Source organism: Streptomyces sp. NPDC040545, assembly GCF_055595065.1.
Genome location: NZ_JBVIWA010000019.1, coordinates 1 through 26,084, shown reverse-complemented (window position 1 = coordinate 26,084; position 26,084 = coordinate 1). Strand labels below are relative to the sequence as shown.

22 protein-coding genes and 2 pseudogenes are annotated in these 26,084 nt (G+C 71.8%); 11 read left to right on the top strand and 13 right to left on the bottom strand.

The features are described from left to right. The 5 genes from ACZ573_RS29575 to ACZ573_RS29555 all read right to left on the bottom strand — a co-directional run bounded on the left by ACZ573_RS29575 (window position 1) and on the right by ACZ573_RS29555 (window position 6,082). Complete coding sequence (locus tag ACZ573_RS29575; protein ID WP_471309797.1) at window positions 1-834, bottom strand: helix-turn-helix transcriptional regulator; 834 nt, start codon at window positions 832-834, stop codon at window positions 1-3. A gap of 119 nt (window positions 835-953) precedes the next feature. Beyond that, complete coding sequence (locus ACZ573_RS29570) at window positions 954-1,817, bottom strand: helix-turn-helix domain-containing protein (RefSeq protein WP_471309793.1); 864 nt, start codon at window positions 1,815-1,817, stop codon at window positions 954-956. A 439-nt stretch (window positions 1,818-2,256) separates the two neighbouring features. Beyond that, window positions 2,257-2,994, bottom strand: a complete 738-nt coding sequence (locus ACZ573_RS29565) for an Ldh family oxidoreductase (protein WP_471309789.1) — start codon at window positions 2,992-2,994, stop codon at window positions 2,257-2,259. A 154-nt stretch (window positions 2,995-3,148) separates the two neighbouring features. Beyond that, window positions 3,149-5,629: an alpha/beta fold hydrolase gene (locus tag ACZ573_RS29560; protein ID WP_471309786.1), complete on the bottom strand. Its 2,481-nt coding sequence runs from the start codon at window positions 5,627-5,629 to the stop codon at window positions 3,149-3,151. Between the two features lie 54 nt (window positions 5,630-5,683). Continuing rightward, entirely contained in the window at window positions 5,684-6,082 is a 399-nt protein-coding gene (locus tag ACZ573_RS29555) for a nuclear transport factor 2 family protein (protein ID WP_471309784.1), read from the bottom strand. Window positions 6,083-6,303: 221 nt separating this feature from the next. On the opposite strand from ACZ573_RS29555, the gene ACZ573_RS29550 reads away from it, so the two are divergent. From ACZ573_RS29550 to ACZ573_RS29525, 6 genes are all read left to right on the top strand, one after another. Next, window positions 6,304-7,698: an MFS transporter gene (locus ACZ573_RS29550; RefSeq protein ID WP_471309782.1), complete on the top strand. Its 1,395-nt coding sequence runs from the start codon at window positions 6,304-6,306 to the stop codon at window positions 7,696-7,698. Between the two features lie 104 nt (window positions 7,699-7,802). After that, window positions 7,803-9,323, top strand: a complete 1,521-nt coding sequence (locus ACZ573_RS29545) for an FAD-dependent oxidoreductase (RefSeq protein WP_471309778.1) — start codon at window positions 7,803-7,805, stop codon at window positions 9,321-9,323. Then, the gene (locus tag ACZ573_RS29540; protein WP_471309775.1) at window positions 9,320-10,363 is read left to right on the top strand and encodes a ketoacyl-ACP synthase III family protein; all 1,044 of its coding nucleotides are present in this window, start codon (window positions 9,320-9,322) and stop codon (window positions 10,361-10,363) included. Before ACZ573_RS29545 ends, ACZ573_RS29540 begins: the two co-directional genes overlap by 4 nt. 67 nt (window positions 10,364-10,430) lie before the next feature. Next, window positions 10,431-11,522, top strand: a complete 1,092-nt coding sequence (locus ACZ573_RS29535) for a ScbA/BarX family gamma-butyrolactone biosynthesis protein (protein ID WP_471309772.1) — start codon at window positions 10,431-10,433, stop codon at window positions 11,520-11,522. After that, window positions 11,519-12,211: an HAD family hydrolase gene (locus ACZ573_RS29530; RefSeq protein ID WP_471309769.1), complete on the top strand. Its 693-nt coding sequence runs from the start codon at window positions 11,519-11,521 to the stop codon at window positions 12,209-12,211. Before ACZ573_RS29535 ends, ACZ573_RS29530 begins: the two co-directional genes overlap by 4 nt. Then, complete coding sequence (locus ACZ573_RS29525) at window positions 12,208-13,266, top strand: 3-oxoacyl-ACP synthase III family protein (RefSeq protein ID WP_471309766.1); 1,059 nt, start codon at window positions 12,208-12,210, stop codon at window positions 13,264-13,266. The genes ACZ573_RS29530 and ACZ573_RS29525 overlap by 4 nt, the downstream gene beginning before the upstream one ends. Window positions 13,267-13,407: 141 nt before the next feature. On the opposite strand, the gene tpg is transcribed toward ACZ573_RS29525, so the two are convergent. Beyond that, complete coding sequence (gene tpg / locus ACZ573_RS29520) at window positions 13,408-13,962, bottom strand: telomere-protecting terminal protein Tpg (protein WP_471309763.1); 555 nt, start codon at window positions 13,960-13,962, stop codon at window positions 13,408-13,410. Between the two features lie 3 nt (window positions 13,963-13,965). Further along, the gene (gene tap, locus ACZ573_RS29515; protein WP_471309758.1) at window positions 13,966-16,071 is read right to left on the bottom strand and encodes a telomere-associated protein Tap; all 2,106 of its coding nucleotides are present in this window, start codon (window positions 16,069-16,071) and stop codon (window positions 13,966-13,968) included. Window positions 16,072-17,207: 1,136 nt separating this feature from the next. Between tap and ACZ573_RS29510 the strand changes: the two genes are divergently transcribed. Together ACZ573_RS29510 and ACZ573_RS29505 are read left to right on the top strand one after the other, a co-directional pair. Further along, window positions 17,208-17,822, top strand: coding sequence for a hypothetical protein (locus ACZ573_RS29510; protein ID WP_471309756.1), 615 nt, complete (start codon window positions 17,208-17,210; stop codon window positions 17,820-17,822). A 144-nt stretch (window positions 17,823-17,966) separates the two neighbouring features. Then, a complete protein-coding gene (locus ACZ573_RS29505) occupies window positions 17,967-18,170 on the top strand; it encodes a cold-shock protein (RefSeq protein ID WP_030832902.1) in 204 nt (67 codons plus the stop codon). Between the two features lie 226 nt (window positions 18,171-18,396). On the opposite strand, the gene ACZ573_RS29500 is transcribed toward ACZ573_RS29505, so the two are convergent. Then, window positions 18,397-19,290 (bottom strand): LysR family transcriptional regulator, encoded by an 894-nt coding sequence (locus ACZ573_RS29500; protein WP_471309753.1) that lies wholly within the window; start codon window positions 19,288-19,290, stop codon window positions 18,397-18,399. Window positions 19,291-19,612: 322 nt separating this feature from the next. On the opposite strand from ACZ573_RS29500, the gene ACZ573_RS29495 reads away from it, so the two are divergent. Together ACZ573_RS29495 and ACZ573_RS29490 are read left to right on the top strand one after the other, a co-directional pair. Continuing rightward, on the top strand, window positions 19,613-20,278 hold the full coding sequence (locus tag ACZ573_RS29495) for a DUF4097 family beta strand repeat-containing protein (RefSeq protein ID WP_471309750.1): 666 nt from the start codon (window positions 19,613-19,615) through the stop codon (window positions 20,276-20,278). A 42-nt stretch (window positions 20,279-20,320) separates the two neighbouring features. Then, window positions 20,321-21,538: a serine hydrolase domain-containing protein gene (locus ACZ573_RS29490; protein WP_471309747.1), complete on the top strand. Its 1,218-nt coding sequence runs from the start codon at window positions 20,321-20,323 to the stop codon at window positions 21,536-21,538. A gap of 153 nt (window positions 21,539-21,691) precedes the next feature. On the opposite strand, the pseudogene ACZ573_RS29485 reads toward ACZ573_RS29490, so the two are convergent. Then, window positions 21,692-21,811: pseudogene (locus ACZ573_RS29485) on the bottom strand (RidA family protein); the annotation flags it as partial. An 82-nt stretch (window positions 21,812-21,893) separates the two neighbouring features. Next, entirely contained in the window at window positions 21,894-22,109 is a 216-nt protein-coding gene (locus tag ACZ573_RS29480) for a three-helix bundle dimerization domain-containing protein (protein WP_471309744.1), read from the bottom strand. Between the two features lie 389 nt (window positions 22,110-22,498). Here ACZ573_RS29480 and ACZ573_RS29475 point away from each other — a divergent pair, with 389 nt between their 5' ends. Next, the gene (locus ACZ573_RS29475; protein ID WP_471309740.1) at window positions 22,499-22,732 is read left to right on the top strand and encodes a hypothetical protein; all 234 of its coding nucleotides are present in this window, start codon (window positions 22,499-22,501) and stop codon (window positions 22,730-22,732) included. A gap of 54 nt (window positions 22,733-22,786) precedes the next feature. On the opposite strand, the gene ACZ573_RS29470 is transcribed toward ACZ573_RS29475, so the two are convergent. The 3 genes and pseudogenes from ACZ573_RS29470 to ACZ573_RS29460 form a co-directional block, all read right to left on the bottom strand. Next, a complete protein-coding gene (locus ACZ573_RS29470) occupies window positions 22,787-24,151 on the bottom strand; it encodes a glutamate decarboxylase (protein ID WP_471309737.1) in 1,365 nt (454 codons plus the stop codon). A gap of 1,039 nt (window positions 24,152-25,190) precedes the next feature. Beyond that, window positions 25,191-25,457, bottom strand: a complete 267-nt coding sequence (locus ACZ573_RS29465) for a protealysin inhibitor emfourin (protein ID WP_471309733.1) — start codon at window positions 25,455-25,457, stop codon at window positions 25,191-25,193. A gap of 435 nt (window positions 25,458-25,892) precedes the next feature. After that, a pseudogene (locus tag ACZ573_RS29460) lies at window positions 25,893-26,084 on the bottom strand (AsnC family transcriptional regulator); the annotation flags it as partial.

The window sequence follows — 26,084 nt, the reverse complement described above, 5'->3', positions numbered from 1 at the left end:
TCAGATGGACCGTCCGGCGACCCGGGCGAGCAGATCGTCCAGCGCGGCGGCGGACGCGGAACCGGGTTCCGGGCTGAACACCACGGCCCACTCGCCGTTCTGCGCCCCCTCCTCCAGCACCACCCGGGAGAGCTCCATGGAGCCCACCGCGGGATGCTCGAAACGGAAGAGGACACCGCAGTCGTCCTCGTCCGTCCTTTCCCCGGCCGGACGCGACCACAGCTGCGCGAACTCACCGCTGCCGGCGGCCAGTTCGACCACCAGGCGGGTCAGCTCCTCGTCCGGATGCTGCTCCACCGCCCGCCGCAGGGCCCCGACGAGCCCGGCGACCTGCCGCTGCCCGGGCCCGTACAGTGCCCGCGTCGCCCCGCCGAGGAAGAGCATCCGGGCGAGGTTGGGCCGCACGTGCCCGGCCGGCCAGTCCAGGTCCCAGGCGAGCAGCGCCTGCCCGGGCAGGTTCCAGCCGGTGATGTCGTAGCGGTGGTTGAAGGCGATGACCGGCAGCATGGGTACGGCCCGGGTCAGGTGGCCGAGCCCCCGCAGCCGGGACGTGCCGGGGGAGGCCCCGAGCCGGAACAGTTCGGCCCGGTCGTCCGCCCCGAGGTGCAGCGCCGATGCCAGCGCGTGGAGCACGGACAGGGACACGCGGCCGGCCCGGCCGTCCTCGATGTCGGTGTAGCGGTCGGCGTCCAGCCCCGCCGCACGGGCCAGTTCGGCGGGCAGCAGACAGGGCGCGGTCCGGGGGCCCGCGCCCGTCGGCACCCCCGTCCGCCCGGGGGCCGTACGCAGGCGGTGGGAGCGCAGGAAGTGGCTGAGGTCGGCGAAGGATTCCATGGGTCCAGTCTCGGCGAGGCGTTGATCCCCTCGCCTGCCCCTGCTGGTCATCCTCAGCGGGTATTGACGGATTCTCGACTCCCCGCGGACCGGCACCGGCGTCCCGCCGGCGCGGGCCGCTAGCCGCCGCCGCGGCCTTCCAGGAGGATGCGCAGCGCCTCTTCCTCCAGGGAGGCGGGCTCCGCGTGGTACAGAACGATGCACTGGTCGGGGGAGTCGGGAAGGCGCAGGCTCTCGAAGGAGAGGGTCAGTTCCCCGACGGCCGGGTGGTGGAGATGGCGCGTACCGAACGTCTTGTCCCACACCACGTGACCCGACCAGATCTCGGTGAACTCCGGGCTCGCGTGGGAGAGACGTTCGATCAGCCCGACCAGTTCCGGGTCGCCCGGGAAGCGTCCGGCCATCATCCGCAGGTACCCCGCCATCTCGACGGCCTCGTCGTTCCAGCGGGGGTAGAGGGCGCGGGCGCCGGGGTGGAGGAAGACGAGCTCGGCCAGGTTCGGCGGTGTGTCCCGGGCGAGGAGTTCCTCGATGTCGATGTGTCCGGAGAACATGGTCCGGGCGAGGGCGTTCCAGGCGAGGATGTCCATCTGCCGGCCCAGCACGACCGCGGGCCCCTGGAGGTAGGCGGAGATCCGGGCCACCGCGGGCCGCACTTCCTCGGCGGCCTTGGCCGGGCGCGCGAGCTCGGCGGCGCGGGACAGGTTGTGCAGATGGGCCCGCTCGCCCGGGTTCAGGCGCAGCGCGTTGGCGATGGCGTCCAGGACCTCGGGCGATGCGCTGCGGTTCTGCCCCTGCTCCAGGCGCGTGTAGTAGTTGACGCTGACCTGGGCGATATGGGCGACCTCCTCCCTGCGCAGCCCCCGCACCCGGCGTCTCTTCCCGTCGCTGGGCAGGCCGATGTCGTCCGGCGACAGCAGGCTGCGCCGTACCTGAAGGAACTTTCCAAGATCAGAATCTCGAACTCCCGTCGCCCGCTGCATTCTTTTTCGCCTTTCGCTGCCCGCGCACTGCGCTGAAACATCCGCCGAATACTAGCCGATGGGAAACGTGGGGAAGTGCCGTCCGCGGCCCGGCTGATTCACGCCACGCGGGCCTCCTTACAAAGGAAACCCGGAACGGCGAATTCCGGCCCGTGACGTCCGTCACTCCCCATAACTGGGGGCCAAGATCCCATGCAGCAAGGCGATTTGGCGAGCAGAGCGGGGCAGGCGAGTCCTCCTGCGGGGGAACACCGACGACAATTCAGCCAGCGCCGCAGTATTCCCGGGCGGGCTGCCGGTGGCGGCGTTACTGGTCACTTACCGTGTAAATCCACCTCGGTTGTTGAGGTGTGTACGATTTTTGGTCCGGGTGTGTACCGCCTGCTTCCGGAGCGTTCTCCAGGGGGGTCGGTAAATAGAATAGGTCCGGAGTGTTTACTCACGGGTATTCGGAACGGGTGGGCCGCCGCCGGTCCAGCGCCCGTACCGGCGTCACCTTGACCAGAGCCGCGATCCGCACGAGCTCCTCCAGTACCGGAACCGGCAGGGTCAACCGCGGCCGCACCGCCCCCGCGCCGGCCGGCGGGACCATTGCGACCGGCCGCGCGGCCCCCGCCGCCGTTCCGCTCAGACACATCAGGAACTGGCTTGTTACCGCCCCCTCCCGGAGCACCCCCGAACCCCCTCCCGACCGGGCCGCACGCGTGGTGATGACACCGAAGGCGCCGCCTCGCGCCGCCCGCCCGGAATACCAGGCCGTGATGCCGACATGGCGTGAATGCTGCACCGAGACCACGGACGAACCGTGCACCCGGGCCTGCTCCACCGCCTGGTCCACGGCGAAGGCCAGCGCGGGCTGCCCCAGCCCGTGATGCGCGTCGATCACCGTGACATCCCCGTACCGGCGCACGATCTCGGGCCGGGCCGCACCGTTGATCGTCCCGCCCAGCAGCCCCTGCACGTACGGGAGCAGCCGCACCACACCGTGCCGGGCCGCCCCCGCGAGATCCGCGGCCACCAGCACCTCGGCCGTCAGATCCGCGTCGGCCGGGCGGGCACCCGCCGACTCCAGGGCCGCGCTGACGAACGCGGTCAGCTCATGCCCGGCCACCACCGCCACCAGCCCCGTCCCGGGCCCGCGCACCGGCCCGGGCGCCGCCGTCATCACCTCGGACATCCGCTCTCCCTCCTGAAGCTCTCGCACCGGCCCGCGGACCGGTCCCGGACAGGCAGAAGGCGGATGCCCGGGCAACCGACAGGAGAGTCACCGGACATCCGCCTCCGCCTCCTCGGCGCCCCGCCCGCGGGGGACGGGGGAGGGGCAGCCAGGACTATTGGGAGAGGAACTCCTCCAGCAAGGTGGCCAGCGCGACCGGGGTCTCCACCATCGGGTAGTGGCCGGCGTTGCCGACCACCGCCAGCTGCCCGTTCGGATAGTGCTTCATCCACGTCTCCTGCATCGACTCCGCCGTCACCGCCGGATCGTGCTCACCGACCACCACCAGCGCCGGCACCTGAGCACCGCTCACCCGGTCGGCGAAATCGGTGGTGCGGAAGGAATCCAGGTAGCTGCGGAAAGCGACCGGCCCGACCTCCTTCATCGAAGACTCGGCGAAAGCGGTCACCCAGTGCGGGGACAGCCGGTTCCCCGTCGTCAGATCGATGACGATGCGACGGTTCTCCACCTTGTGCGCGGCCTCCGCGAACAGCGGGAAGTCCGAGTCCGGGATCGGCATACCGCCCGCCGGCACCGGGCTCAGCCCCACGATCCGCCGCACCCGCTGCGGAGCCTTCAGCAGCACCTGCTGGATCGGCTGCCCGCCCAGCGAGTGCCCGATCAGCGAGAAGTCCTGCCAGCCCATGTCGTCGGCCAGCGTCAGCACGTCCGAGGCGATCTCGTCCGTCGTGTACGTACCGGCCACGTCCAGGCTGCGCCCGAAGCCCCGGGCATCCATGAACGCATACGTGAAACGCGACCCGTCCAGGTACGGCCACAGCGGCGAGAACGACTGGTGCCCGCCGAAGAGGGAGTGCAGCACGATCACCTTGTGCGGGCCGGAGCCCACGGTGTGGGCGAAGGGAACGGATCCGGCGGTCTGGTACATGTCTTCTTCCTCCAGCGGGAGTTCATCGGTCGGTGAAAGGCCGGCCTCCGGGACGGTGCCCGCCCCGGGGACCAGAAGGCGGTCGAGGGTGTCGTACAGCTCGCGCAGCTCCTCGCGGTGCCCGTGCAGGACGATGTGCCCGTCCGGCCGCACCAGATGGAAACCGGCATGCCGGCAGTGCAGTTCACGGGCGGCCGACGCGGCCGGGCCCCGCCCGGGCAGAGCCGCGGTGTCCACCACCCGCACCTGGCCGGCCCACGGCCCGGCCAGCCGGCGCACCGCATCCGCCAGGCCGCGGTCCGGGTCCTTCTCACCCGGCAGCACCACCAGGTGCAGCCGGACCGGATCGGCAGCCGGCCCGGCCACCCCCAGCGCCACGGCCAGCGGCCGCGGCAGGGCCGCACCCTCCCGGGCGTGCCGGCGCAGACCCGCCCGGGCCGAGCACCAGTGCACGGCCCTCGCGCGCCTGGGCCCCTCCGCGACCGGGCCGTAGACCCAGCGCCGGCCCGCGGCCACCGGAACGTAGAAGCGGTCCAGGACCCCCGTACGGTCCAGCGCCCGCATCGCCGTGTCCCGCAGCGTGACCTGACTGCCCCGGGTCCACATCGCGGCCCGGGTCTGCAGATCGGTGTCGCGCACCACGGCATCGGCCACCGCGGCCCGCTCGGGCGTATAGCTCTCCAGCAGCCCGGTCCGCGCCTCACCGCGCACCACCGAGGCCAGCTTCCAGGCGATGTTCTGGGCATCCTGGATCCCGGTGTTCAGACCCTGCCCGCCCATCGGACTGTGCGCGTGCGCGGCGTCCCCGGCCAGGAAGACCCGGCCCAGCTGGAACGAGGCGGCCCGGCGCCGGTGCACCCGGAAGGTGGTCACCCAGTCCGGATCCGTCAGCCGCAGCCCGCCGGGCCCGCGCAGATCCACCAGCCGCTGCATGTCGGCCAGCGTCCCGTCCGCCATGTCCGCGGGAGCGTTGGTGAAGAAACGGAACAGCCCGAACGGCTGCGGCACGATCGCCAGGACACCCATCCGTGACTGGTAGTAGTGGATCTCGTCGGGCTCCAGCGGGTCGCCCGCCACCTTCGCGTCCGTGATCAGGAACCGGTTCTCGTACGTGGCGCCCTCGTAGGCGATGCCCAGCTGCCGGCGCACCGCACTCGTCGCACCGTCCGCACCGATCACCCACGCCACGGTGGCCCGCTCGACGCTCCCGCCGGCGTGCTCCAGCACCGCGGTGACCGGCCGGCCCTCGCGTATCGCCCCGCTGAAGTCCACGTCCTGCAGCGACACCAGCCGCACACCGCGCTCCACACGGCCGCCGAGCCGGTGCAGACCCTCGGTCAGCACCTCCTCGGTGAGCCGCTGGGGCAGGCAGTAGGGAGCCATGTCATCGGCCATCCGCATACGGGTGACCGGCTTCTTCTCCGAGTAGTAGGTCATCTGCCGCAGCTTGACCGCCACCTGGCCGACACCCCCGGAGAGCCCGAGGTCCTCCAGGATGTCCAGGGTGCGCGGCCACACCAGCATCGCCTTGGAATGGACGCTGGGACCGGGGGCCGCGTCCACGATTCTGACGCGGACCCCCCGGCGCAGCAGTTCACACGCCGCGGTCAGGCCGGTCGGACCGGCACCTACGACGAGGACGTCATAGGCATCCGGCCGCGCCGCGTCCGCGCCGGTGTCTTCTTCAATGGGGTACCGGGTGGTCATCGAAGCCTCTTTCGCGCTCGCCGTCCGAAGCCGGATCGAAGTGGGCCGGACGGCTCAGAGGAAGGCCAGGGAGATGGCGTAGCTGTCCTCGTGCATGCGGTAGCGGGTGATCAGCCCGTCCGAGACGTGCAGCTCGACCGCGAACTCAGAGGCGAACGCCTTGCCGGTGGCGTTCACCCGGTAGCGGAAACGCCCCAGGGCAACAGCCGTGCCCTCCTCGGCCAGGATCCGCTCGACGGCGAACTCCTCCGGCGTGAGGTTCTCGCCCGCCTGCTTGAAGAAGTCCGCGACCTCGCCGCGGGTGGTACGCCGTCCCATCCACGGAATCAGCGCGGTGTCACCGGGAGTGAACCAGTCGAGGGGCTCCGCGAGCAGTTCGAGGGCCCGGTCGGCCTCGCCTGCACCGAGCCGGCCGAAGAACTCTTCGACTACGGAGCGTGTGGAATTCGTCATGCCCCGAAACGTATTCACGGCCGGGCCCCATGAGACAGACCCAGCCAGTGGTACCCACCGCAGCCCTATGAAACAGCGGGTACTGGCTAGCCCCCCACACCGCGCAGATGCTCGGAACACCCCAACCGGCAGGAAGCGAAAGGTCTCTCATGTCAACGGTCAACAGCCCCGAGGAGACTCGGGCAGATCATTCGCCGGGCCCGGCCCCCGCGCCCGAGCGGATGACGAAGCGGCAGACGCTCATCCTGCTCCTGCTGCTCGGCGCGCAGTTCACCCTGGCGGTGGACTTCTCCATCATGAACGTGGCGGTTCCGGTCATCGGCCGCGAACTCGACTTCGCCACCGAGAACCTCCAGTGGATCGCCACGGCCTTCGCGCTCAGCGCCGCCGGGTTCAGCCTCCTCTTCGGCCGCGTCGCCGACCTGATCGGGGCCCGCAAGGTCTTCCTCACCGGCCTCGTCCTGCTCACCCTCTCCTCCCTGGCGGGCGGCCTCGTCGACTCCGCAGGCCCCCTGCTCGCCGCCCGCGTGGCACAAGGCCTGGCGACCGCCATGGTCACCCCCGCCGGCCTCGCCCTGCTCATCACCTCCTTCCCCGAAGGACCCCTGCGCGACCGCGCACTCGGACTCAACGGCGCGATGCTCTCCGCCGGCTTCACCTGCGGCGCCATCGTCGGCGGCCTGCTCACCGACACCCTCAGCTGGCGCTGGGGCTTCTTCATCAACATCCCGATCGGCATCCTCCTGATCGTCGTCACCCCCCTGCTCCTCAAGGGCTCCCGCTCCCACGGCGGCAAACTCGACATCCCCGGCGCCGTCTCCGTCAGCGCCGGCCTCATCGCCCTGGTCTACGGCATCTCCGCCGCAGGCCAGTACGGCTGGGGCGACCCCACCACCCTGATCTCCCTCGCCGTCGGCATCGTCCTCCTCGTCGTCTTCGGCTTCGTGGAGCTCAACGCCAGCGAACCGCTGGCACCCCTGCGCATCCTCGGCCGCCGCAGCGTCACCTGGGGCAACATCGGCGGCGCCGCCACCTTCATCGGCTTCACCGCCATGATCTTCCTGCTCACCCTCTACCTGCAGGAAGTCCTCGGCTACTCGGCCATCGCCACCGGCCTGACCTTCGGCGTCCTCGGCGTCGGCGCCTTCCTCGGAGGCGTCACCGCCCCCCGCTGGATCGGCGTCCTCGGCAGCAGCCGGGCCGTACTCGTCGCCGGCCTGCTCATCCAGGGCATCACCGTCGGCGCGCTCTACTTCGCCGGTGACGCCCGCGGCTGGCTCTACGGAGTCCTGGGACTCGCCTTCCTCAGCAGCTACGCCCACGTCGCCGCCATCGTCGGCTTCATGGTCACCGCCACCTCGGGCCTGCCCAACGAACAGCAGGGCCTGGCCACCGGCATCACCACCCTCACCCAGCAGGTCAGCATCACCATCGGCATCCCGATCATGAGCGCCATCGCCACCGCCCAGATCCGGAGCCTGTCGAGCGAACCGGTCAAGACAGCGACCCTGTCCGGCATCAACCTCGCGATCCTCGTCAACGGCCTCATCCTCATCGCCGTCGCCCTGCTGGTCGCCCTCTTCCTCCGCAACCGCCGCACCGCCGGCCGGCACTGACCGCCCCCGCCCGGCACCGAACGACCGTCGCCGGGGGCCCGGTCCCACCCCCGCCCGCGCCCCCGGCGACGGCCACGCCCGTACGCAGAGAAAGCGACGAACCGATGAACCGGAACACCCCGCGCGCCCGGGCGACCGACCACCACACCACCGACATCCTGGTCGTCGGCGCCGGCCCCACCGGACTGATGCTCGGCTGCCTCCTGCGCCACCACGGCATCCAGTGCACCGTCATCGAACAGCGCCACGACATCGACCCCCGCACCCGCGCGATCATGGTGCACGCGGCCGGACTCGAGATCCTGGACACCCTGGACCTGCGCACCGCCGTCGAGGCCAAGGGCGTACGCCACACCCGCATCGACTTCCACACCCACCACCAGGCCCTGTTCACCGTGGACTTCAGCGGACTCGACACCGCCTTCCCCTACTACGTGAACGTCCCGCAGCCCGACGTCGAAGCCGTCCTCGCCGAACGGTTCACCGCCGCCGGCGGCCGGCTCCTGCGCGGCCTGCGCTACACCCGCCACCAGGACGACGAACACGGCATCACCGCCGAGACCGACGCCGACGGCACCCCCCACACGATCACCGCCCGCCACCTCGTAGGCGCCGACGGCGCCGGCAGCGCCGTCCGCACCGCCCTGGACATCGCCTTCCCCGGCATCACCTACCCCATGAGCTACCTCCTCGCCGAAGGCGCCCCACTCCTCCCCGCCGACCCGCACGCCTCCGCCATGTACATCGGCCCCGCCGGCGCGATCTCCCTGCTCCCACTGCCGCACGGCACCGTACGCATCGCCGGACCCGTCTCGGCCGAATCCATCGACCGCGACAGCGAACTGAGCACCCAGCACTTCCAGAAAACCGTCGACACCCTCGGCTTCGGCCCCGCCCTGCACTTCGAACGCGTCGACCGCATCGCCCACTACCAGGTCCACGAACGGCTCGCCGAGCGCTTCACCCACGGCCGGACCGTCCTGGCCGGAGACGCCGCCCACCTCAACGCACCCGCCGGCGGCCAGGCCATGAACACCGGCTTCGGCGACGCCTGGGCACTCGCCTGGCGCTTCGCCGCCCTCCAGGACGGCTCCCCAGCCCCCCTCCTCGCCGACTACGACCGCGAACGCCGCGCCGCAGCCGCCCAGGTAGCCCGCTCCACCAGCGTCCTCGCACTCCTCGACGCCATGCGCCGGGCCACCACACAAGAAGCGCGCAACTCCGTACAGGAAGCGCTCACCGGATACGCCGAAGCCTGGAGCCAGCTCTACCTCCACTACCGCGCGACCCCCGCACCCACCACCGAACCCACCGACACCACACCCGGTCACCTCGTCCTGCCACCCCGCGCCCGCCACCGCCTGCAGCCCGGCGCCCGCGTCCCCGGCCACCGCCCCGAACCCGGCCGCCACACCTGGCTGCACCTGCCCGGCGCCCGGCCCGACGACAACCACCTGCCCCCGCTCACCCACACCGCGGAACTCTCCCCGGCACAGCGCGCCTGGCTCCCGGCCGGCACCACCGCCGTCCTCGTACGCCCCGACGGCCACGTCGCCCGGACCGCCCCCGCCACCACGGACACCACCGCCGGCGCCCCCGCCCCAACCGAGAAGGAGGCGGCATGACCACCACCCCGCCCCGCCCCCCGACCGGCCTCAGCATCGCCGGCACCGGCAGCTACCTCCCCGAACAGCGCCTCGACCTGAACACCGAGGCCGCCCGCCACCCCGACCCCGACGCCGAACGCATCCGCGCCACCGGCTACCGCACCATCGCCACCGAACAGAGCCTCTACCCCGGCGACATGGCCCTCATCGCCGCCCAGCGCGCCCTGGCCGCCGCCGGAACCAAGCCCCAGGACATCGACCTCATCGCGGTCACCGCCATCCACCGCCACGGCCACCAGCGCCTGTGGTCCCCGGCCTCCTGGCTCCAGTCCCGCCTCGGCGCCACCCGCGCCCTGCCCTTCACCGTCAGCCAGGGCTGCAACGCACAGCTCCTCGTCCTCGACCTCGCCGCCGGCCTCCTCTCCGGCAGCGGCCGCCGCAACGCCCTCATCGTGGCCACCGACCGCTTCGCCGCCTCCGGCTTCGACCGCTTCACCGCCGACTACGGCATCGTCTACGGCGACGGAGCGGCCGCCGCCGTCCTGACCGCCGACACCCCCGCCCCCCAGGCCCCCGGCTGGCACGTCCTGACCATCCACAGCGTCAGCGACCCCGAACTCGAAGGACTGCACCGCCTCGACGAGCCCGCCCCCGAGACCCGCGCCCTCTTCGGCGCCGAACACGACGTACGCGCCGCCAAGAAGCGCTACCTCACCACCCACGGCACCGACAGCCTCCGCGAAGCCACCCGCCGAGCGGTCCGCGAGATCCGCCGCGCCCTCCTGCCCTGCGGCACGGACCCGAAACTGCGCCGCGTCGTCTACCCCAACCTGGGCCTGCCCCTGCTCCAGGAGAACTACTTCCCCGAATTCCCCGGCGGCGCCGAGACCTCCCTGTGGGACTTCGGCGCCACCGTCGGCCACCTCGGCAGCGGCGACCAGATCGCCGGCCTCGACCACCTCGAACGCCACCACACCTTCGCCGCCGGCGACCGGATCGTCCTGCTCGGCGCGGGAGCCGGCTTCACCTGGACAGGAGTGCTCCTGGAACGCCGCTGACCACCCGGACGACGACGAAGAAGCACCAGCAGAAGCAGCACACCACCCGAGAAAGCAGGTTCCGCACGTGACCACCGCACCCTCACCGCTGGAACAGGACCTCGCCGCACTTGAGCTGAGCTACAGCCGTACCGTCGACCGCACACTGGTCCACCGGGACTCGCTCGGCGAAGTCTTCCTCACCGACCTCCAGCCCCTCGGCGGAGCCTCGTACGTCGCCGCGGCCCAGCTGCCGCGCTCCCACGCCTACTACGGCGACCACCTGCTCAACCCCAACGTCTACGACCCGGTCCTGCTGCTGGAGGCCTGCCGCCAGGCCGCACTCGCCGGCGCCCACGCCTACTTCGCCGTGCCCCGCACCGACAAATTCATCCTCACCCACCTGCGCGTCCACCTCTCCCGCCCCGACCGCATAGCCGTCGGCGCCTCCCCCTGCCAGCTGACCCTGCACGTCACCACCAGCAACCACTACGTACGCGAAGGCCGCACCAACGGCCTCGACTACGACGTGGACCTGCGCGTCGGCGACATCAGCATCGGCCGCGCCGGCATCGGCCTGCGCTTCAAGTCCCCCGAGTCCTACATCGCACTGCGCCTGCGCAACCGCGACCAGAGACCACTGCCCTCCTCCGCCGACCACCCGGGACCCGGCACCGCCACCGGCGCACCGGTCGAGCCGTACCGCGTGGGCCGCGCCAACGCCGACAACGTCGTCCTCACCGGCATCGAGGTCGCCGCAGACACCCTGACCGCCGGGATCCGCACCCCCGGCAGCCACCCCAGCATGTTCGACCACCCGCAGGACCACCTGCCCGGCATGGTCATCGCCGAGGCCGCCCGCCAGATCGCCCTCTACGGAGCCCTCGACGTACGCGGCATGTCACCGTCGCGCACCTACCCGACCGACCTCGCCGTCACCTTCAGCCGGTTCGGCGAACTGGACAGCCCGGCCACCCTCACCGCCGTCGTCGGCGAACACCGCGACACCGACCGCCCGGCCGGGCCCGCCGTCTACTACACCCAGGGCGGAATCGTGGAGTTCGGCGACGAACACACCCCGGACACCGACCGCGTGCCGGTACGCGTCGAGGCCCACCAGGACGGCGAGAGCCTGTGCCTGCTGACACTCAACCTCGCCCGCGTCCGGACCCCGCGATGAGCACCGCCGCCTTCTTCGACGTCGACGAGACACTCATCGCCTTCAAGAGCATGTTCCGTTTCCTGGCGTTCCACCTGGAACGCCGGGGAGCGGCCCCCGGCACCTACGAACGCCTCTCCGGCACGCTGCACAGCGCCGCGGCCGACGGCGTCCCGCGCGCCGAGGTCAACCGCCGGTACTACCGCCTCTACGCGGGGGAGAGCGCGGCAGCCCTGGCGGCCTCCGGCCGGGCCTGGTTCGCCCACGAACTGGCCGGCGGACCCTTCATCCCGGGCCCCACCGCCCGCTTCGCCGCACACCGCAAACGCGGCGACCTGACCGTCCTGGTCTCCGGATCCTTCTTCGCCTGCCTGGACCCCCTCGCCGAACACCTCGGCGCCGACTGGGCCTTCGGCACCCGGCCCGTGATCCGCAGCGGCATCCTGACCGGCGAGGTGGTCACCCCGCTCATCGGCACGGCCAAGGGCCGCACCGCCCACGCCGTCGCCGCCGTCCGCGGCCTCGACCTCGCGCACTGCTCGGCCTACGGGGACCACAGCAGCGACCTCGACCTGCTCCGCGCCGTCGGCCGCCCGGTGGTCGTCGGCTCCGACCCCGTACTCACCGCGCACGCGCAGCTGGCCGGATGGGAGCGGCTGCCCGGCACCCGGGCGGCCGCCGAGCCCCGACCCCAGGAGATGAGAACGTGACGAACAGACCCAGCGCCACAGGAAACCCGATAGCAGTCCTGGCCACCGGCTCCTACCTGCCCGAGCAGATCATCGGCAACGACGAGGTGGCGAGCACCACCGGAGTGACCGACGAGTGGATCGTACGCAAGACGGGCATCCGCGAACGCCGCCGGGCCGCCCCCTACGAGGCCACCTCCGACCTCGCCGCCCACGCCGGCCGCCGGGCCCTGGAGCAGGCGGGCATCCGCCCGCACGACCTCTCCTACATCGTGGTCGCCACCTCCACCCCCGACCAGCCCCAGCCGGCCACCGCCGCCGTGGTCCAGCACCTCCTCGGCGCCGCGGGCGCCGCCGCCTTCGACGTCAACTCCGTCTGCAGCGGCTTCGTCTGCGCACTGACCGTCACCGAACGCCTCCTGCGGGCCGAACCCGGCGACGTCCACGGCCTGGTCATCGGCGCGGACATCTACTCACGCATCCTGGACCACACCGACCGCAAGACCGCCATCCTCTTCGGCGACGGAGCCGGCGCCGCCGTCCTCGGCCCCTCGCCCTCCGGCCACGGCCTGCTCGGCACCAGCCTGCTGACCCGGGGCGACCAGCACGAACTGATCGGCGTCCCGGCAGGCGGCAGCCGCCGCCCGGCCTCCGCACGGACCCTTCAGGAAGGCGCGCACCACTTCCGCATGGACGGCCGCGGCGTGCGCGCGTTCGTCCAGGAGAACCTCCCCGGAGCCGTCGCGGAACTCCTGGCCCGCACCGGCCTGCCGGCCGGCGCCGTCGACCACTTCGTCCCGCACCAGGCCAACGCCGTCATGATCGGCGAGGTATGGCCGGCCCTCGGCCTGGACAACGCCACCCTCCACCTGGAACTGGCCCGGTACGGCAACACCGGCTCGGCCTCGATCGCCATCACCCTCGACGAGATCCACCGCCGCGGCCTGCTCGCCGAGGACGACGTGGTGCTCCTGACCGGCTTCGGCGGCGGCATGTCGGTGGGCTCCACCGTCCTCAGCTGGGCCCCCACCGCCCACGCGGCCGCCCCCCGCGTCCTGGCCGCCGCCACGGGCTGACCCCACCCACCCCCTCGCCGGGGCGCCGACGAACGTGGTCGGCGCCCCGGCCCGTTCGCCCCGAAGCCCGCTAGCCGTCACCGGCAGAACCGGACCACACGGCCGAAGGGGACCGGCCGAAGGCCGCCCGGCCTCCCCTTCTCAGAAGGAGACGTCGATGTAGTCGATGCCGGTGAGCTCGACTTCGAGGCGGTCGGCGCGGGTTCCGCCGTCCTTGAAGTACACCTCCTGCAGGCCTTCGGCGACGATCGCGCGCAGTTCCCGGTCGGGGGCGCCTCGCTGCTGGGCGTCGAACAGCCGGTGGGCGTAGGCGGGCGGGAGGTGGACGGTGAGGCGCCGCATGCGGCCGTCGTCCGTGGTGCCCACGGGCGCGGTGTACCCGAACCGGGCCCGGGTCTCGACGGTGATGCCGGTGGCGGTCGCGGCCTGCTTGTGCCGGCGACCGCGCACCACAGGCTGCCACCGTGCGCGCACGGCCGCGTCGATCCGGTCGGTGACCGCCTTCGGCGGGGTCTTGCGTTCCCCGGTGCGGTAGCGCTCGACCGAGCGCTGACTGAACCCGAGCTCGGCCGCCACGGCCCTGGTCGTCTTCAGCTTCCCCATCAGGAAGTTGACGCGGCCCTTGAGGGTCTTGGGCGGCTCCCGCGTGAACGCCTCACCGTCCGCGCGCCGCAGAGCCTCCTCGATGTCCCCCACCGCCTACTCCCCTTCGTCCAGGACCGCGTCGCCGCCCTTGATGTGCCGGGCCGGGTTGAGGCCCTTCTCCATCAGGTCCACCGCCCACGCCATCTCCTGCACACCCTCCACCTTCGCCGCGCCCGGGGTGGGCCCGAGCCGGAACGAGCCGGGCAGCGGCTTGCCGGAGGCGGTGTAGGGCAGGAAGTCGAGCGGTGACGGCCCGGACGACGCGTAGACGACGCAGTCGGACAGCACACCGAGCGGGTACTGCCCGGTGGCCCTGGCGACGTTGGCCATCTTGCGGTGCATGTTGACCCGCGCCTTGGCGATGACCGCCGCCCGGATGTCGGGCCGCCAGGTCGGGCGCTCCAGCGCCGGCCACCGCTCGCCGTCGCGGTAGTGCCGGCCCTGCGGGCGCTCGCGCAGCTTCCCGACCCCGCCCTTGACGGTCGCCTTGACCGCGGCGAGCACGGCCGCCAGACCCGGGTCGGCCTGCTTGTGCCGCTCCATCGCGGCCAGGAACTGGCGCTCGTCCAGCTCGGCGGTCACGCCCAGATCGGCGAGCGTGTCCACGTACGCGGTCTTGAGGCGGTCGTGCCACGGATCCAGATACGCTCCGGTCTCCCGCCGCAGAAACGCCTCCACCGGCTGCACCTCGTAGCCGAGTTCCTGGGCGTAGGCGAGGGTGTGGGTCTGGTACCAGGCCGGCCCCTCGGGCCGCCGGCCGGACGGCGTGAACGGCGACGGCAGACGCGGGTCCAGCTCGATCCCCGACAGGTCCACCAGCCAGCACCCGGGGATCTTCTTGCTGAACTTCGGCCCGTGGAAGTGGTCGGGGCCGGACAGCCCGACGACCAGGCGCGCGGAGGCGGCGAGGAACGCGGTGTTGATGTCCAGCCCGACCGCGTACGGGAGCAGGCACTCCTCGTCCGACAGCAGTTGAGGGTCGCGCACCCACTGGTAGGCCTCCTCGTCGAGGAACCCGCCGGTCCAGCCCTGCGCGACCGGATGCTCCTGCGGGGCTTCCGGCGGAGCGGGGTCCATCGGCCCGGTGCCGAGCGAACCCGGGTTGCAGCCGGACTCCCATACGCCCTGCTCGTTCTTCACGGCGCGGGTCGGCGGCCGCAGCGCGGTCATCAGCTCCAGCCCGCAGGTGGCGGTCGAGCCGCGCGGGGTCAGTACCCGGGCCGCGTACGTACCGAGGACACGGGCGATGCCGGCCGGCTCCATCGCGCTGACGCCCGGCCAGGACCGTGCCTCGAGCGCGTCCCAGGGCAGGATCGCGAGCTGCACGCACTGGCGCTGCCCGGCCTGCGCCGGCCGGTAGATGCGTGCCCACGGCCCGAAGCCGCGCTGCGTCAGCTTCCACTTCGCCCGGGCCAACTGCGCCAGGACCGGGTGGTCGTCGGGCAGCCGCAGGGTCCGGCGGGCCTCCGGGCCCTCCAGCCGTTCGGGCAGCCCCAGCTTCACGGCGGCCGCCGCGGTGAGGACGACCAGGGGATCGGAGTCCTTGCCGTTGCGGTTCAGGCGCGGCGTACCGAGCCCGGACTCCTTCAGCGTCCACTCGGCCAACTCCGGGACGGTGGTGGCCGGGCAGTCCAGCACGATGCCGTCCACGCCGTACGCGCTCCCGTCGCCGTCCAGGACCACGAGCGGACCGTGCGGGAACCGCGGGTCGGTCTCCGGCTGCGCGGCCGTCTTCCTCGCCGGGCGGCGCGACGCCGCCGAGGGCCTGGCCGCGGGCACAGGCTCCGCGGCAGCGGCCGTCACGGGCGCGGCGGCGGACACGGCCGGGGCAGGCGGGGCCGGCGGGGCGGTACCGGGAAAGGTCTGCGGCACCGGCACCGGCACCGGCGCCGGCACCGGAGCGGCTACGGCCGCCGGGTACCGCTCGGCCCAGCCCTCCAGCAGCCGCAGATAGGCCTGCAGGCGCGGCGGCCTCGGCTCGGAGCGGCCGTTCTCCCAGTTCTTCACCGTCTGCGGAGTCGACTTCAACGCGGCCGCGAGCCGGGCCTGCGTGACACCGGCCGCCTCACGCAGCCGCGCCCGCTCCGCCGGCGACGGCAACCGCGGCTCACCCTCCAGCAGCGCGTCCACCGCATCGAACAGCTCTTCCTGGCTCGGCATGGCCCACCTCCACCCCGAACCGTAGCAAAATTAACCCCACCCGCATGCTGGATTTAACCCTGCCGGGTGTGTCGTGTCCGCGGGACGCGTCCTCCGCGAAATCCACCCTCAGGAAGGTCCCCTGCAACCCGCTGCGTGAGTGGCGTCACGTTCAAGACCGCAGGAGCTGCGTCCTGCGAGCTGCCGGACGGCGCACTCACGGTCACCGTCACCCTCATCGACGGCCGGCGGTGGCGGCGGTGTCAGCTCCTCCGTAGGTGGCTCGGATGACGGCCGCAAGGGGGGCGGTGGCGGCGCCACCTTCGGCACCATCAGCGGCCGACCCGGCACCGGCGGCCAAAGCCCCAGCGAAGGCCCCTGCGGATACAAGCCGGGCGCCACGGGCGGCAACGGCACCAAAGGCGCCGGCAGCGCTGGCGGCCGCGGTGGCGCCGGGGGCAGCGCCGCCGGCCCGGCTCCCGCCTCCTGCGGCGCGGCCGGCCTCGCCGGCTCCGGGGGCTACGCCAGCGGTAGCGGCGCCCCCGGTCACGACGGCGGGGCGGGGCACGCTGGGTGCGTCGTCCGCTTCCACCAGCGGCAGCCGTCACTCAAACAGCTGCCGTTACCCGCCACGGGTCGCGGTAACGGTCAGCTGGCGGTGCGTCGGCTCCTCACTGTCACAGCGGTCGTCACTGGAACCACCGCTACCGCCGACCACTGCCCCGTTGGTCCCCAACGCCGGTATCACCCTGGGTCGTCCCTACGCGGGGACAGCCCGGCGTCCGCCTTGCCGGTAGGAGCGGGGCACTGCGGAGCGTGTCGGCCCCAGGCCTTGATCACCCCGGTCTAGGGTGGATCCGGGGTCCGGCGCCACGTCATCCCGAGCCGGCGTCCCGGGCGCGGTCGCCGGGGCCGCCCGGGGCGGCCGCCCCGCACGCCTTCACCTGCGAGGAGCGGCACATGAATCCGACACCGAGGACGGCCGCCGGCATCCGCGACGCCGGCGCCGTATGAGCTCGGCGGCACATGCGATCTGAGCTGCCACCGGGCCCGGGAAGCGATCGGCCGTGACCCGGCGGAACCCCTTCGAAACCGGTCGTACGAGCCCGCGCGAGCCGGGGAGGAGAACTGCTGTCCGCACCGAGAGCCGCTGGCCGATGGCCGCAGCGGTCATCGCATCCGCTGTCCTCACCCTGCTTCTGCCCGACGACCTGCGTCTTGGACCCCGATGGGCGCTTCCCCTCGCCGAAGGCCTCCTGCTCGTGGCGCTGATCTCGGGAGACCCCGGGCGGATCAGCCGCCGCTCCACCGTCCTGCGCTCGGTGGCGATCGCCCTGGTCGTCGTGCTCGCGGGCAGCGCCATCTGGTCGACCGTCCGGCTGATCGACGATCTCATCCACGGCGGGCAGGAGACCAGCTCCGCCAACGCCCTTCTGCTGGCCGGCGGCAGCGTCTGGGCCTCCACCGTTCTCGCCTTCTCCCTGCTGTACTTCGAACTCGACAGCGGCGGACCGGCCGCCCGGGCCCACCACATGCCTCCCACTCCGGCGCTCGCCTTCCCCCAACAGCTCAGCCCCGAACTGAACGCCCCGCACTGGCGCCCCCACTACGTCGACTACCTCTACCTCGGGTTCACCAACTCCACCGCGCTGAGCCCCACCGACGTCATGCCACTCGCCCCCTGGGCCAAGAGCGTCATGACCCTCCAGTCCATCCTCTCCCTCATGATCCTCGGGCTCGTCATCGCCAGAGCCGTGAACGTCCTGGCCTGAGACACCCCCGGGGCGGGCGTCCGACCACAGGCTGGTCTCGTCTCTTTCACTCCCGCGTGGTGTTTCGCCTGTGCCGGGCGGGGGAGTAACGGGTTGCTGCCGGCCGCGGTGTTCGCGGGCCGGGGTGAACAGGGAAGGCGTGTCATGGCTCAGGGGACTGTGAAGTGGTTCAACGCGGAGAAGGGGTTCGGGTTCATTTCGCCGGATGACGGTACTCCGGACGTGTTCGTGCATTTCTCCGAGATCGATGCGTCCGGGTTCAGGTCGCTCGAGGAGAACCAGCGGGTGGAGTTCACCACCGGCCAGGGCCCCAAGGGTCCCCAGGCGCAGCAGGTCCGCCCCATCTGATCCTTTCCCGCCGTGCGCCGGCGGGCACGGCCGCGCCCGGCCGACGCCGAGTCCGGCGAGCCGCGCCGGGCCGCGCCGGCCGCGGCGGTGGCCGGGCTTGCCGGGGCCGGGAGCCTGCCCGCCGCGCCGCACCCGGGGCCGACGGCGCCCGCCACGAGCAGCGAGCCTGGTGAGCGATCCGCGAAGCTGCGTCGCCCACGACGCGTGGTGGAGTCGGCAGGCCGCGTCAGAAGCGGAACACACCCAGGTCGCGCACGGTGCCGGCCAGGGCGCGGATGAGGTCGTTCTCGGCCTCGGTCCGCCAGACCAGGGCGAAGGTCAGGATGCCCATCTCGGGGACGGGGAGGAACCGGATGTTCGGCATGCCCCAGTATCTGGTGACGTGGCCGGGGAAGGTGTGGATGATGTCGCCCATGCCGACGTGGCTGATCAGCTGATCGGCGTTGTCCGATGCCGCGGCCGTGATCCGCTCGATCGAACGGCCGCGCGGGGTGGAGAAGGGCAGGTAACTGTCCTCCCAGTAGTCCGGCAGACCGAGGGCGGTGCCGTGCGGGAACTCGGCGAGCAGCTCCACCGGTACGGAGTCCCGTGCCGCGAGCCGGTGGTCGGCGGCCACGGCGAGGATCCGCGGGTCGGTGCACAAGGTCGGCCCGACGGTGAAGTCCGGCTCCTCCACCGGCAGCCAGACGACCATGACGTCCATGGCGCCGCTGCGGAGCTGGCCGAAGGGATCGGTGAAGGTCGCCTGGCGGATCTGGAGGCCCCAGTGCGGATACCGTGCGCGGAACGCCTTCCAGTAGGGGTGCAGATCGGCGACGTTGAAGGGCATCAGGCTGACGCGGAGCTGTGCGGTGATGCCGCGGGCCGCCAGCTGGGCGCGTTCCAGGGATTCGTGCAGGCCCGCGTAGACCGGCTGCAGATCGTCGCGGAACTGGCGGCCGACCTCCGTCAGGCGCACCGTGCGGCTGGTACGGGCGAACAGCTCGGCGCCGATGCGCCGTTCCTGCTTCTTGATGGCCTGGCTGACGCGCGCCTGGGAGATGTGCAGCCGCTGTGCGGTCCGGCCGAAATGCAGCTCCTCCGCCAGTACGAGGAAGATCTCGATGTCCCGCAGCTCCACCGGCCCCGCCCCTCCTGTGTCGATAACTCAGCGGTTATCGAACCGCGTAGAAGTATGGCTTGATCATATGCGCGGACCACAAGATCGTTTGAGGCATGCACGCACGCATGAAGAACCGTGAAGAACGCCGCGTTCGTCCGGCCCGACGAGCGACGCCAACGCCATCGACCTGACCGTGACGTACGCCCGGCCCGACCGGGCCACCACACCGCGGACCGTGACCCCGTGCGCGCCCAGCACCCCGGAATCGCGGAGACCGAGACCGGCCGTGCCCACCACCTGACCGTTCCACCACCTGACCACGCATCAAGGAGAACGCCCGATGCAGAAGTTCGAGACCCCCGGCGCGATCGCGGCCGTTGTGGAGATACCTGCCGGACGCATCAGCCTCCTCGCTGCCGACCGCGCCGAGACCACCGTCGAGGTACGTCCCGCGGACGCCGGCAAGGGCCGCGATGTGGAGGCCGCCGAGCGGACCACGGTCGAATTCGCCGACGGCGTGCTGCGCGTCATCGCACCGGAGGCGAGGAACCAGGTGCTGAGCAGCCCCGGATCCGTCGAGGTGACGCTTCAACTCCCCACCGGCTCCCGCGTCGAAACCAACTCCGCCGCCGCAGAGGTACGCACCGAGGGCCGGCTCGGCGACGTGAGTGTCCACGGCGCCCACCGGCGCATCGAGATCGCCGACGTGGAAGGCCTGCGCCTCACCTCCGTCGACGGCGATGTCCACGTCGGCCGCCTCGGCGGACCCGCGGACATCTCCATCGCGCGGGGCGGCATCACCATCGGCGAGGCGGTGCGCGGCACGGTGGTGCTCCACACCCAGTACGGCGACATCTCGATCGCCGCCGCCCCCGGCACCTCCGCCACGCTGGACGCCGACCCCCGGCACGGCCGCGTCAGCAACGCCCTGAAGAACAACGGTTCGCCCGTGCTGAAGATCAGAGCCACCAGCGGCAACGGCGACATCTCCGCCCGCAGCCTCTGACCCCCTCAACCGTCACCTCCACCCGACCAGGAGCACCCCGCCATGTCCCAGTTCACCGCCGCAGGGCAGCGCAAGATCCGCGACGTACTGGCCCGCCACGTCGATTCCGGCAAGATCCCGGGCGTCGTCGCCCTGTACAGCAAGGACGACGAGACACACGTCGAGACGCTGGGCACGATGGAGCACGACGGCGGTGCGCCGATGCGCCGGGACACCATCTTCCGGATGGCGTCCACCTCCAAGCCGGTCTCGATAGCGGCGGCGATGGTGCTGCTCGACGAGTGCCGGATGCGGCTGGACGACCCGGTGGACCGATGGCTGCCGGAGCTGGCCGACCGTCAGGTGCTGAAGGCGTTCGACGGCCCGATCGACGACACGGTCCCCGCGCGCCGTCCGATCACCGTCCGGGACGTGCTGACCTCCACCTTCGGCCTCGGTATGGACATGACCTCCATCGGTACGCCGATCATGAACGAGGTCTTCGCACAGGGGCTCACGCCCAACCTGCCCACGCCGATGCCCGGGCAGGACGAGTGGCTGCGCCGCCTGGGCACCCTGCCGCTGATGCACCAGCCCGGAGACCACTGGCAGTACCAGCTCGCCAGCGACCTGGCCGGCGTACTGGTCTCCCGGGTGACCGGCAAGACCTTCGAGGAGGCGCTGCGCGAACACGTCTTCGGCCCGCTGGGGATGGAGGACACCGCCTTCCACGTCCCGGACGACAAGATCGACCGGCTGCCGGTCCTCTACGCGCCCGACCCGGAGTCCGGCGAGTTCCACGTATGGGACGAGTCCAAGGGCGGCCGTTGGAACATCCCTCCGGCGTTCCACGGCGGTGGCGGTGGCCTGGTCTCCACCGCGGACGACTACCACGCCTACTTCAAGATGCTGCTGAACGGCGGCAGGCACGGCGGCGGGCGCGTTCTGTCCAGGCAGGCGGTGGAGCTGATGACCACCAACCGCCTCACCCCCGCGCAGAACGCCGCCCGCACCGAGCTGGCCACCAACAACGTCCACATCTCCTTCGGCCAGGGCCAGCACGGCGGCTGGGGCTTCGGGATGGCGGTGCGGACCTACCGCGGCGACTACGCTCCCGTCGGCCAGTTCGGCTGGGACGGCGGCTCCGGCACCTCCACCTACGCCGACCCCGTGAACAACGTCGTCGGTATCCTCCTCACCCAGGTCGGCACATCGGTCCCCGACTCGGTCCACCTGATGCACGACTTCTGGACCACCCTGTACCAGGCGATCGAGGACTGACCGCCAGTACGTCCGTTCCCTCGGCCCACGCGGACGGGGCAGCGGCCGGACCGCCCCCACGCCGCGAGCGCGCTGACCGGCGCCCCGCCCCGCGGCACGTACCTGGCAGGCCCAGGTCCGTTCCCGGGGCGCGGGGACCGGCTGCCCGCAGGCCATCGTGCCGGGGGTCCGGTCGACGACGCAGACGGTCGGTTTCGCCACGTCGTCGAAGGAAGCGCCGACCCCGGCCAGGGCGGTGGCGATGTTGAGGTAGCACCGTTCGACCCGGGCGGCGGCCGCCGAGCATGCGAACGCCTCGCCACGGCCGCGGACGGACCGAACCAGCACGACTCGGCACGCGGTCACGTGCCGAGGGTCAGGTACTGCGCTGCGTCTGCTCGTCAGGGGGCAGCAAGTCCTTGGCCCTGCGTTCCATGAGGACGGGCAGGTAGGTGCGCACCCGTGCGTATCTGAGCTCTTCGTACGCCGTCCGTACCGAGTCCTGTACGAGGCCCGCGTCGAGTTGAGGGTGCGCCTTCATCAGCCGCTCAGCCACATGGCGGATGGCGAGGGCATCCTCCGATTCCGGCATCCTGCACCTCAGTTTTCCTTCGAGGACCGCGTCTCCCCAGTCTCGCGGAGCGGCCCACGGCCAGGAAGCCGATCTTGCGCCGCTTCGCGACCGCCGGCCGTATTCACCGGCCGGAACCTGCCGCACTCCCTTTGCGGCGATCACCGGTGGCCGGGTACGAAGCACCACGGCACGGACGACGCCCCATGGCGGGCCGGCTGCCCGAACGCGAACTCGCCTTCCCCTCCGGAGCATGGTCGGCTGTCGTGTCCCCCAGCGCCGCCTTGAAGGCGAACCCGTCGCGGTTGTCCGCGGCCAGGAAGGCCTCGCCCGCCCGGGCGTGAAAAGCCGAAAGCTCCGCCGGCGGGATCGTGGGGGACAGGCTCCCCGGCGCGGGCGCGCTCGGGGGCATGACCTCCATCATCGCCGGCCCGTACGGGCGGGTGGCGCAGGAGACCTCCGCCCCCTGCTCGCAGCCGGTCCGGGCGCACGGGAAGTCAGAGGTGAGGGTCACGACGAGGTGGGCCGGCGGACCGCCGGCGCCCTGCGCGGCGAGCGGCATGTCCGCCGAAGCGGTCGCCACCGCGCTCGGCACCACCCGCTCCAAGGCCCTGGTCCTGCTCCTGACCGCGCAGGACACGTAACGGCACGGGCCGCCGATGTGCCGGTCGCCCGGAAGACCACTCCGTAACGGTGCGTCAGTAGCCGGTGCCGCGCTTGATCTGGGCCCGCTCGATCCCGTGGGCCGCTCCCTTGTCGTCCAGCGTGCGGCACGCGTCGGCGATGTCCTGGGTCAGGCGGTCGATCTGTTCGCGGCTCAGGGTCTCCTTGACCAGGGCGCGCAGGATCTTCACCCGCTCCGCGTTGGGCGGGAGGGTGTACGCCGGCACCATCCAGCCCCGCTCGGCCGAGAGCTGCCAGGCGATGTCGGACTCGTCGTAGGCGTGCTGGCCGGCGAGACGGAAAGCGACCAGCGGCAGCTGCTCGAGGTCGCTCCCGATCACTTCGAAGCGGCCGCTGCCGCGCAGGTTGTCCGCCAGCGCGCGGGCGTTCTCCTGCATCGTCTTCATGACGTAGGTGTACCCCTGGCGACCGAGCCGCACGAAGTTGTAGTACTGCGCGAGCACCATCGACGCGCCGGTGGAGAAGTTCAGCGTGAACGTCGCGTCGGTCTTGCCCAGGTAGTTCTCGTAGAAGACGAGGTCCTTGGCGAGGTCGGCCTCTTCGCGGAAGACCAGCCATCCGATGCCGGGGTAGACCAGCCCGTATTTGTGCCCCGAGACGTTGATCGAACGGACCTGCTCGAGCCGGAAGTCCCATTTCGAGTCCGGGTAGAGGAAGGGCCAGACGAATGCGCCGCTGGCGCCGTCGACATGGATCGGAATGTCGAGGTCCCGCTTCTTGCGGACGTCCCGCAGGAGCTCGTCGATCCCGACGACATCGTCCTTGTGGCCGGTGAACGTGGTGCCGAGGACGGCGACGACGCCGATCGTGTTCTCGTCGAGATGGGGCTCCACGTCCTGCGGGCCGATCGTGTACTTGTCCTCGGCGAGCGGCACGATCCGCGGCTCGACGTCGAAGTAGCGGCAGAACTTCTCCCACACGACGTGGACGTCACCCCCGAAAACCAGGTTGGGCCGGTCGGTCGAAAGGCCGGCTGCCTGGCGGCGCTCGCGCCACTTCCACTTCAACGACAGCGCGCCGAGCATGATCGCCTCGGACGAGCCCTGGGTCCGGCATCCGGTCGTCCTGCCGGGCGCGTGGAAGAGGTCCGCGAGCATACGCACGCAGCGCTGCTCGATCTCGGCGGAAATGGGGTACTCCGCATGGTCGATGAAATTGCGGTGAAGGTTCTCGGCGATCAGCCGTTGGGCCTCCGGCTCCATCCACGTGGTGACAAACGTGGCGAGGTTGCGCTGCGGGTCGCCCTCCATGGCGAGATCCACATCCACGAGCCTCATCGCGTCCGTCGCGGCCATGCCTTCCTCCGGGAAGGTCTCCGAGGGAGCGGGCACCGTCAGAAATCGGTTACCGAACAGAGCCGAGTCGTCGCGCTTGGTCATGCCTCGATTCAACAGCGCCGGATCCTGCCCCGGTCGAAGGACACACCGCGCGGCCGGCGCGGTCGGCGACAACCGTCCCAGACGGCCAGGCATGGGCACCGAGGAAGACGGAGTACGGCCGCCGGCCGGCCGGGGGCGGGGCCTTCCGCCGCGGGAAGCGACGCGTGGCCTGCGAGGCCGCCGTCGACGACGAGGACGTGGCCGCAGCCCTGGGCCGACGGCCGCTCGTCGAGCGGGCCCGCACCCCGGCGGTCGACGACGCCCTCCACCCGCACCAGGCGGTGCCCTCCCCGGCCGTGCACGGCGGCACCCACGACCGGCGTACCCGCGGCGCAGCCAACGCGACAGCCGACATCGGCCCCAGCCGCGAGTACGCCCGAGCCGCGCCCGGGGCGACGAGCACACCATCGAGCTCCAGGTCCGTGAAGACGGCGGACTTCGGCTCTGCACCAGCGTCTTCCCGGACGTCCCCAGGAACGACACCGAGCAGGAAATCTTCGTGGCGGCCGCCGTGGCCAACAGCACGTCGAGAAGCCGCTCACCGGCCCGGCGCCGGAACGGACGAAGCAGCCGGCCTGGCCAAGACACCGGACCGGTTCCGGGATTTGGCCCTGGCGCCGGTCCACGTGCCCGACGTCGCCTTCCCGCCCGCGGACTGTTCCGCCGTCGCGGAGCGGGTCGCGCAGTACGACGCCCGGAACGCGCCGGAGACCCGCGGCCCGCGACAGCGCGGGCCGCGTCGGCGGGCATGCGGCCGTACGCGGTCCGGTCTCCCGGCGGGCCCCCGGCCCCCGGCCGGCGCTGTGGTGCCCGCCCGCCGGCAGGCTGCCGCCCCGGCCAGGGGTGCGGGGCGCCGGTGGTGAGGGCGGTCTCGCGGGGGAGGGCGTGGTGGTGACGGGCAGGGCGGCAAGGATCAAGCGCTCGCGTCCCGGCGTGCGGGTACAGGGCGGGGTGAGCGGGAAGCCCCTGTCGGACCGATGGGTCCGGCAGGGGGCGGTCACTGCGTACGAGGTCGCTGAACGCTCTCTCGGGCGGACGGTCAGGCTGCAGCGGCCAGAACGGTGTCGATCAGCTGCCGCTGGTCCTCGGTGAGGTACGGATCCTGTAACTCCACCAGCTTGCTGTCGACGCGGACCACGTAGCGGAAGCCGTCCGGAACGGGGTCCTGCCCCGCAGGGCTCTCACCGCTGAGCGCGCGCTCAGCCAGCTGCTCCAGCTCGAGCCTGTCGCCGCGGCACTCCGTTTCGAGCGAAGCAGTCTGCTCCCCGCCCGCAAACCCGCCGGTGCGTGTGACGGTGATCAGCATGGTGAAACCTCCTTGAACAGAGCACCGCTTGGCCGGGCGTTCGGCCGGAGCCGGGCTCGTAAGCGGTGCACGGCTGTCGTCAGCCTTCGCCTGCCCGCAATCGCCGCGTACACGGCCTCTCCGCGTCCTTCGCGCGGAAGATGTCCGAAACACGGCTCTGCCAACGTTGAATGCCCGTACGAGCAAGCGGGTGTGGCTCCGAAGCGGAAGGCGCATAACCAGGGCGGCACAGGCGTCATCCACTCGCCTGCCGACGCCAGGGCATATGGCTGATGTGCCCGCCCCTTGCACACGGTGACGCACAGCGCACGTCGTCGGCGAGGGTGGCCCGGGCCGCCTCCCGGCGCCTGCGGGCGGTACGGCCGACGGGTCCGGAAACGCTCCCGCCGTTGCTGTGGCCGACGCCGTCCGGACCCGGGGCTGCCCTGAGGCCGGTCAGCTCTGCCGTGGTGTGCGGGTCGTGGGCGGGTCGTCGGCGAAGAGGGCGAGGAGTCCCGCGATGTCGCGGCCCGCTTCGGCGGGGTGGCGGAATTGGGCTCCGGGGCTGATGCGGTAGTGGTTGCGGCGCCCTTGGCGTACCCGGGTGAGGTATCCCCCCTGTTCCAGGTCCGCGACGATCGCCTGGAC

Bases quoted from the DNA above. Each gene is read 5' to 3' on its own strand.
- ACZ573_RS29530 (WP_471309769.1), top strand. From the start codon at position 11,519: ATGAGCACCGCCGCCTTCTTCGACGTCGACGAGACACTCATCGCCTTC.
- ACZ573_RS29555 (WP_471309784.1), bottom strand. From the start codon at position 6,082: ATGACGAATTCCACACGCTCCGTAGTCGAAGAGTTCTTCGGCCGGCTC.
- ACZ573_RS29465 (WP_471309733.1), bottom strand. From the start codon at position 25,457: ATGCTGATCACCGTCACACGCACCGGCGGGTTTGCGGGCGGGGAGCAG.
- ACZ573_RS29510 (WP_471309756.1), top strand. From the start codon at position 17,208: ATGGCCGCAGCGGTCATCGCATCCGCTGTCCTCACCCTGCTTCTGCCC.
- ACZ573_RS29550 (WP_471309782.1), top strand. From the start codon at position 6,304: ATGACGAAGCGGCAGACGCTCATCCTGCTCCTGCTGCTCGGCGCGCAG.
- ACZ573_RS29495 (WP_471309750.1), top strand. From the start codon at position 19,613: ATGCAGAAGTTCGAGACCCCCGGCGCGATCGCGGCCGTTGTGGAGATA.
- ACZ573_RS29565 (WP_471309789.1), bottom strand. From the start codon at position 2,994: ATGTCCGAGGTGATGACGGCGGCGCCCGGGCCGGTGCGCGGGCCCGGG.
- tap (WP_471309758.1), bottom strand. From the start codon at position 16,071: ATGCCGAGCCAGGAAGAGCTGTTCGATGCGGTGGACGCGCTGCTGGAG.
- ACZ573_RS29505 (WP_030832902.1), top strand. From the start codon at position 17,967: ATGGCTCAGGGGACTGTGAAGTGGTTCAACGCGGAGAAGGGGTTCGGG.
- ACZ573_RS29475 (WP_471309740.1), top strand. From the start codon at position 22,499: ATGACCTCCATCATCGCCGGCCCGTACGGGCGGGTGGCGCAGGAGACC.
- ACZ573_RS29570 (WP_471309793.1), bottom strand. From the start codon at position 1,817: ATGCAGCGGGCGACGGGAGTTCGAGATTCTGATCTTGGAAAGTTCCTT.
- ACZ573_RS29470 (WP_471309737.1), bottom strand. From the start codon at position 24,151: ATGACCAAGCGCGACGACTCGGCTCTGTTCGGTAACCGATTTCTGACG.
- ACZ573_RS29490 (WP_471309747.1), top strand. From the start codon at position 20,321: ATGTCCCAGTTCACCGCCGCAGGGCAGCGCAAGATCCGCGACGTACTG.
- ACZ573_RS29540 (WP_471309775.1), top strand. From the start codon at position 9,320: ATGACCACCACCCCGCCCCGCCCCCCGACCGGCCTCAGCATCGCCGGC.
- ACZ573_RS29480 (WP_471309744.1), bottom strand. From the start codon at position 22,109: ATGCCGGAATCGGAGGATGCCCTCGCCATCCGCCATGTGGCTGAGCGG.
- ACZ573_RS29545 (WP_471309778.1), top strand. From the start codon at position 7,803: ATGAACCGGAACACCCCGCGCGCCCGGGCGACCGACCACCACACCACC.
- ACZ573_RS29575 (WP_471309797.1), bottom strand. From the start codon at position 834: ATGGAATCCTTCGCCGACCTCAGCCACTTCCTGCGCTCCCACCGCCTG.
- ACZ573_RS29560 (WP_471309786.1), bottom strand. From the start codon at position 5,629: ATGACCACCCGGTACCCCATTGAAGAAGACACCGGCGCGGACGCGGCG.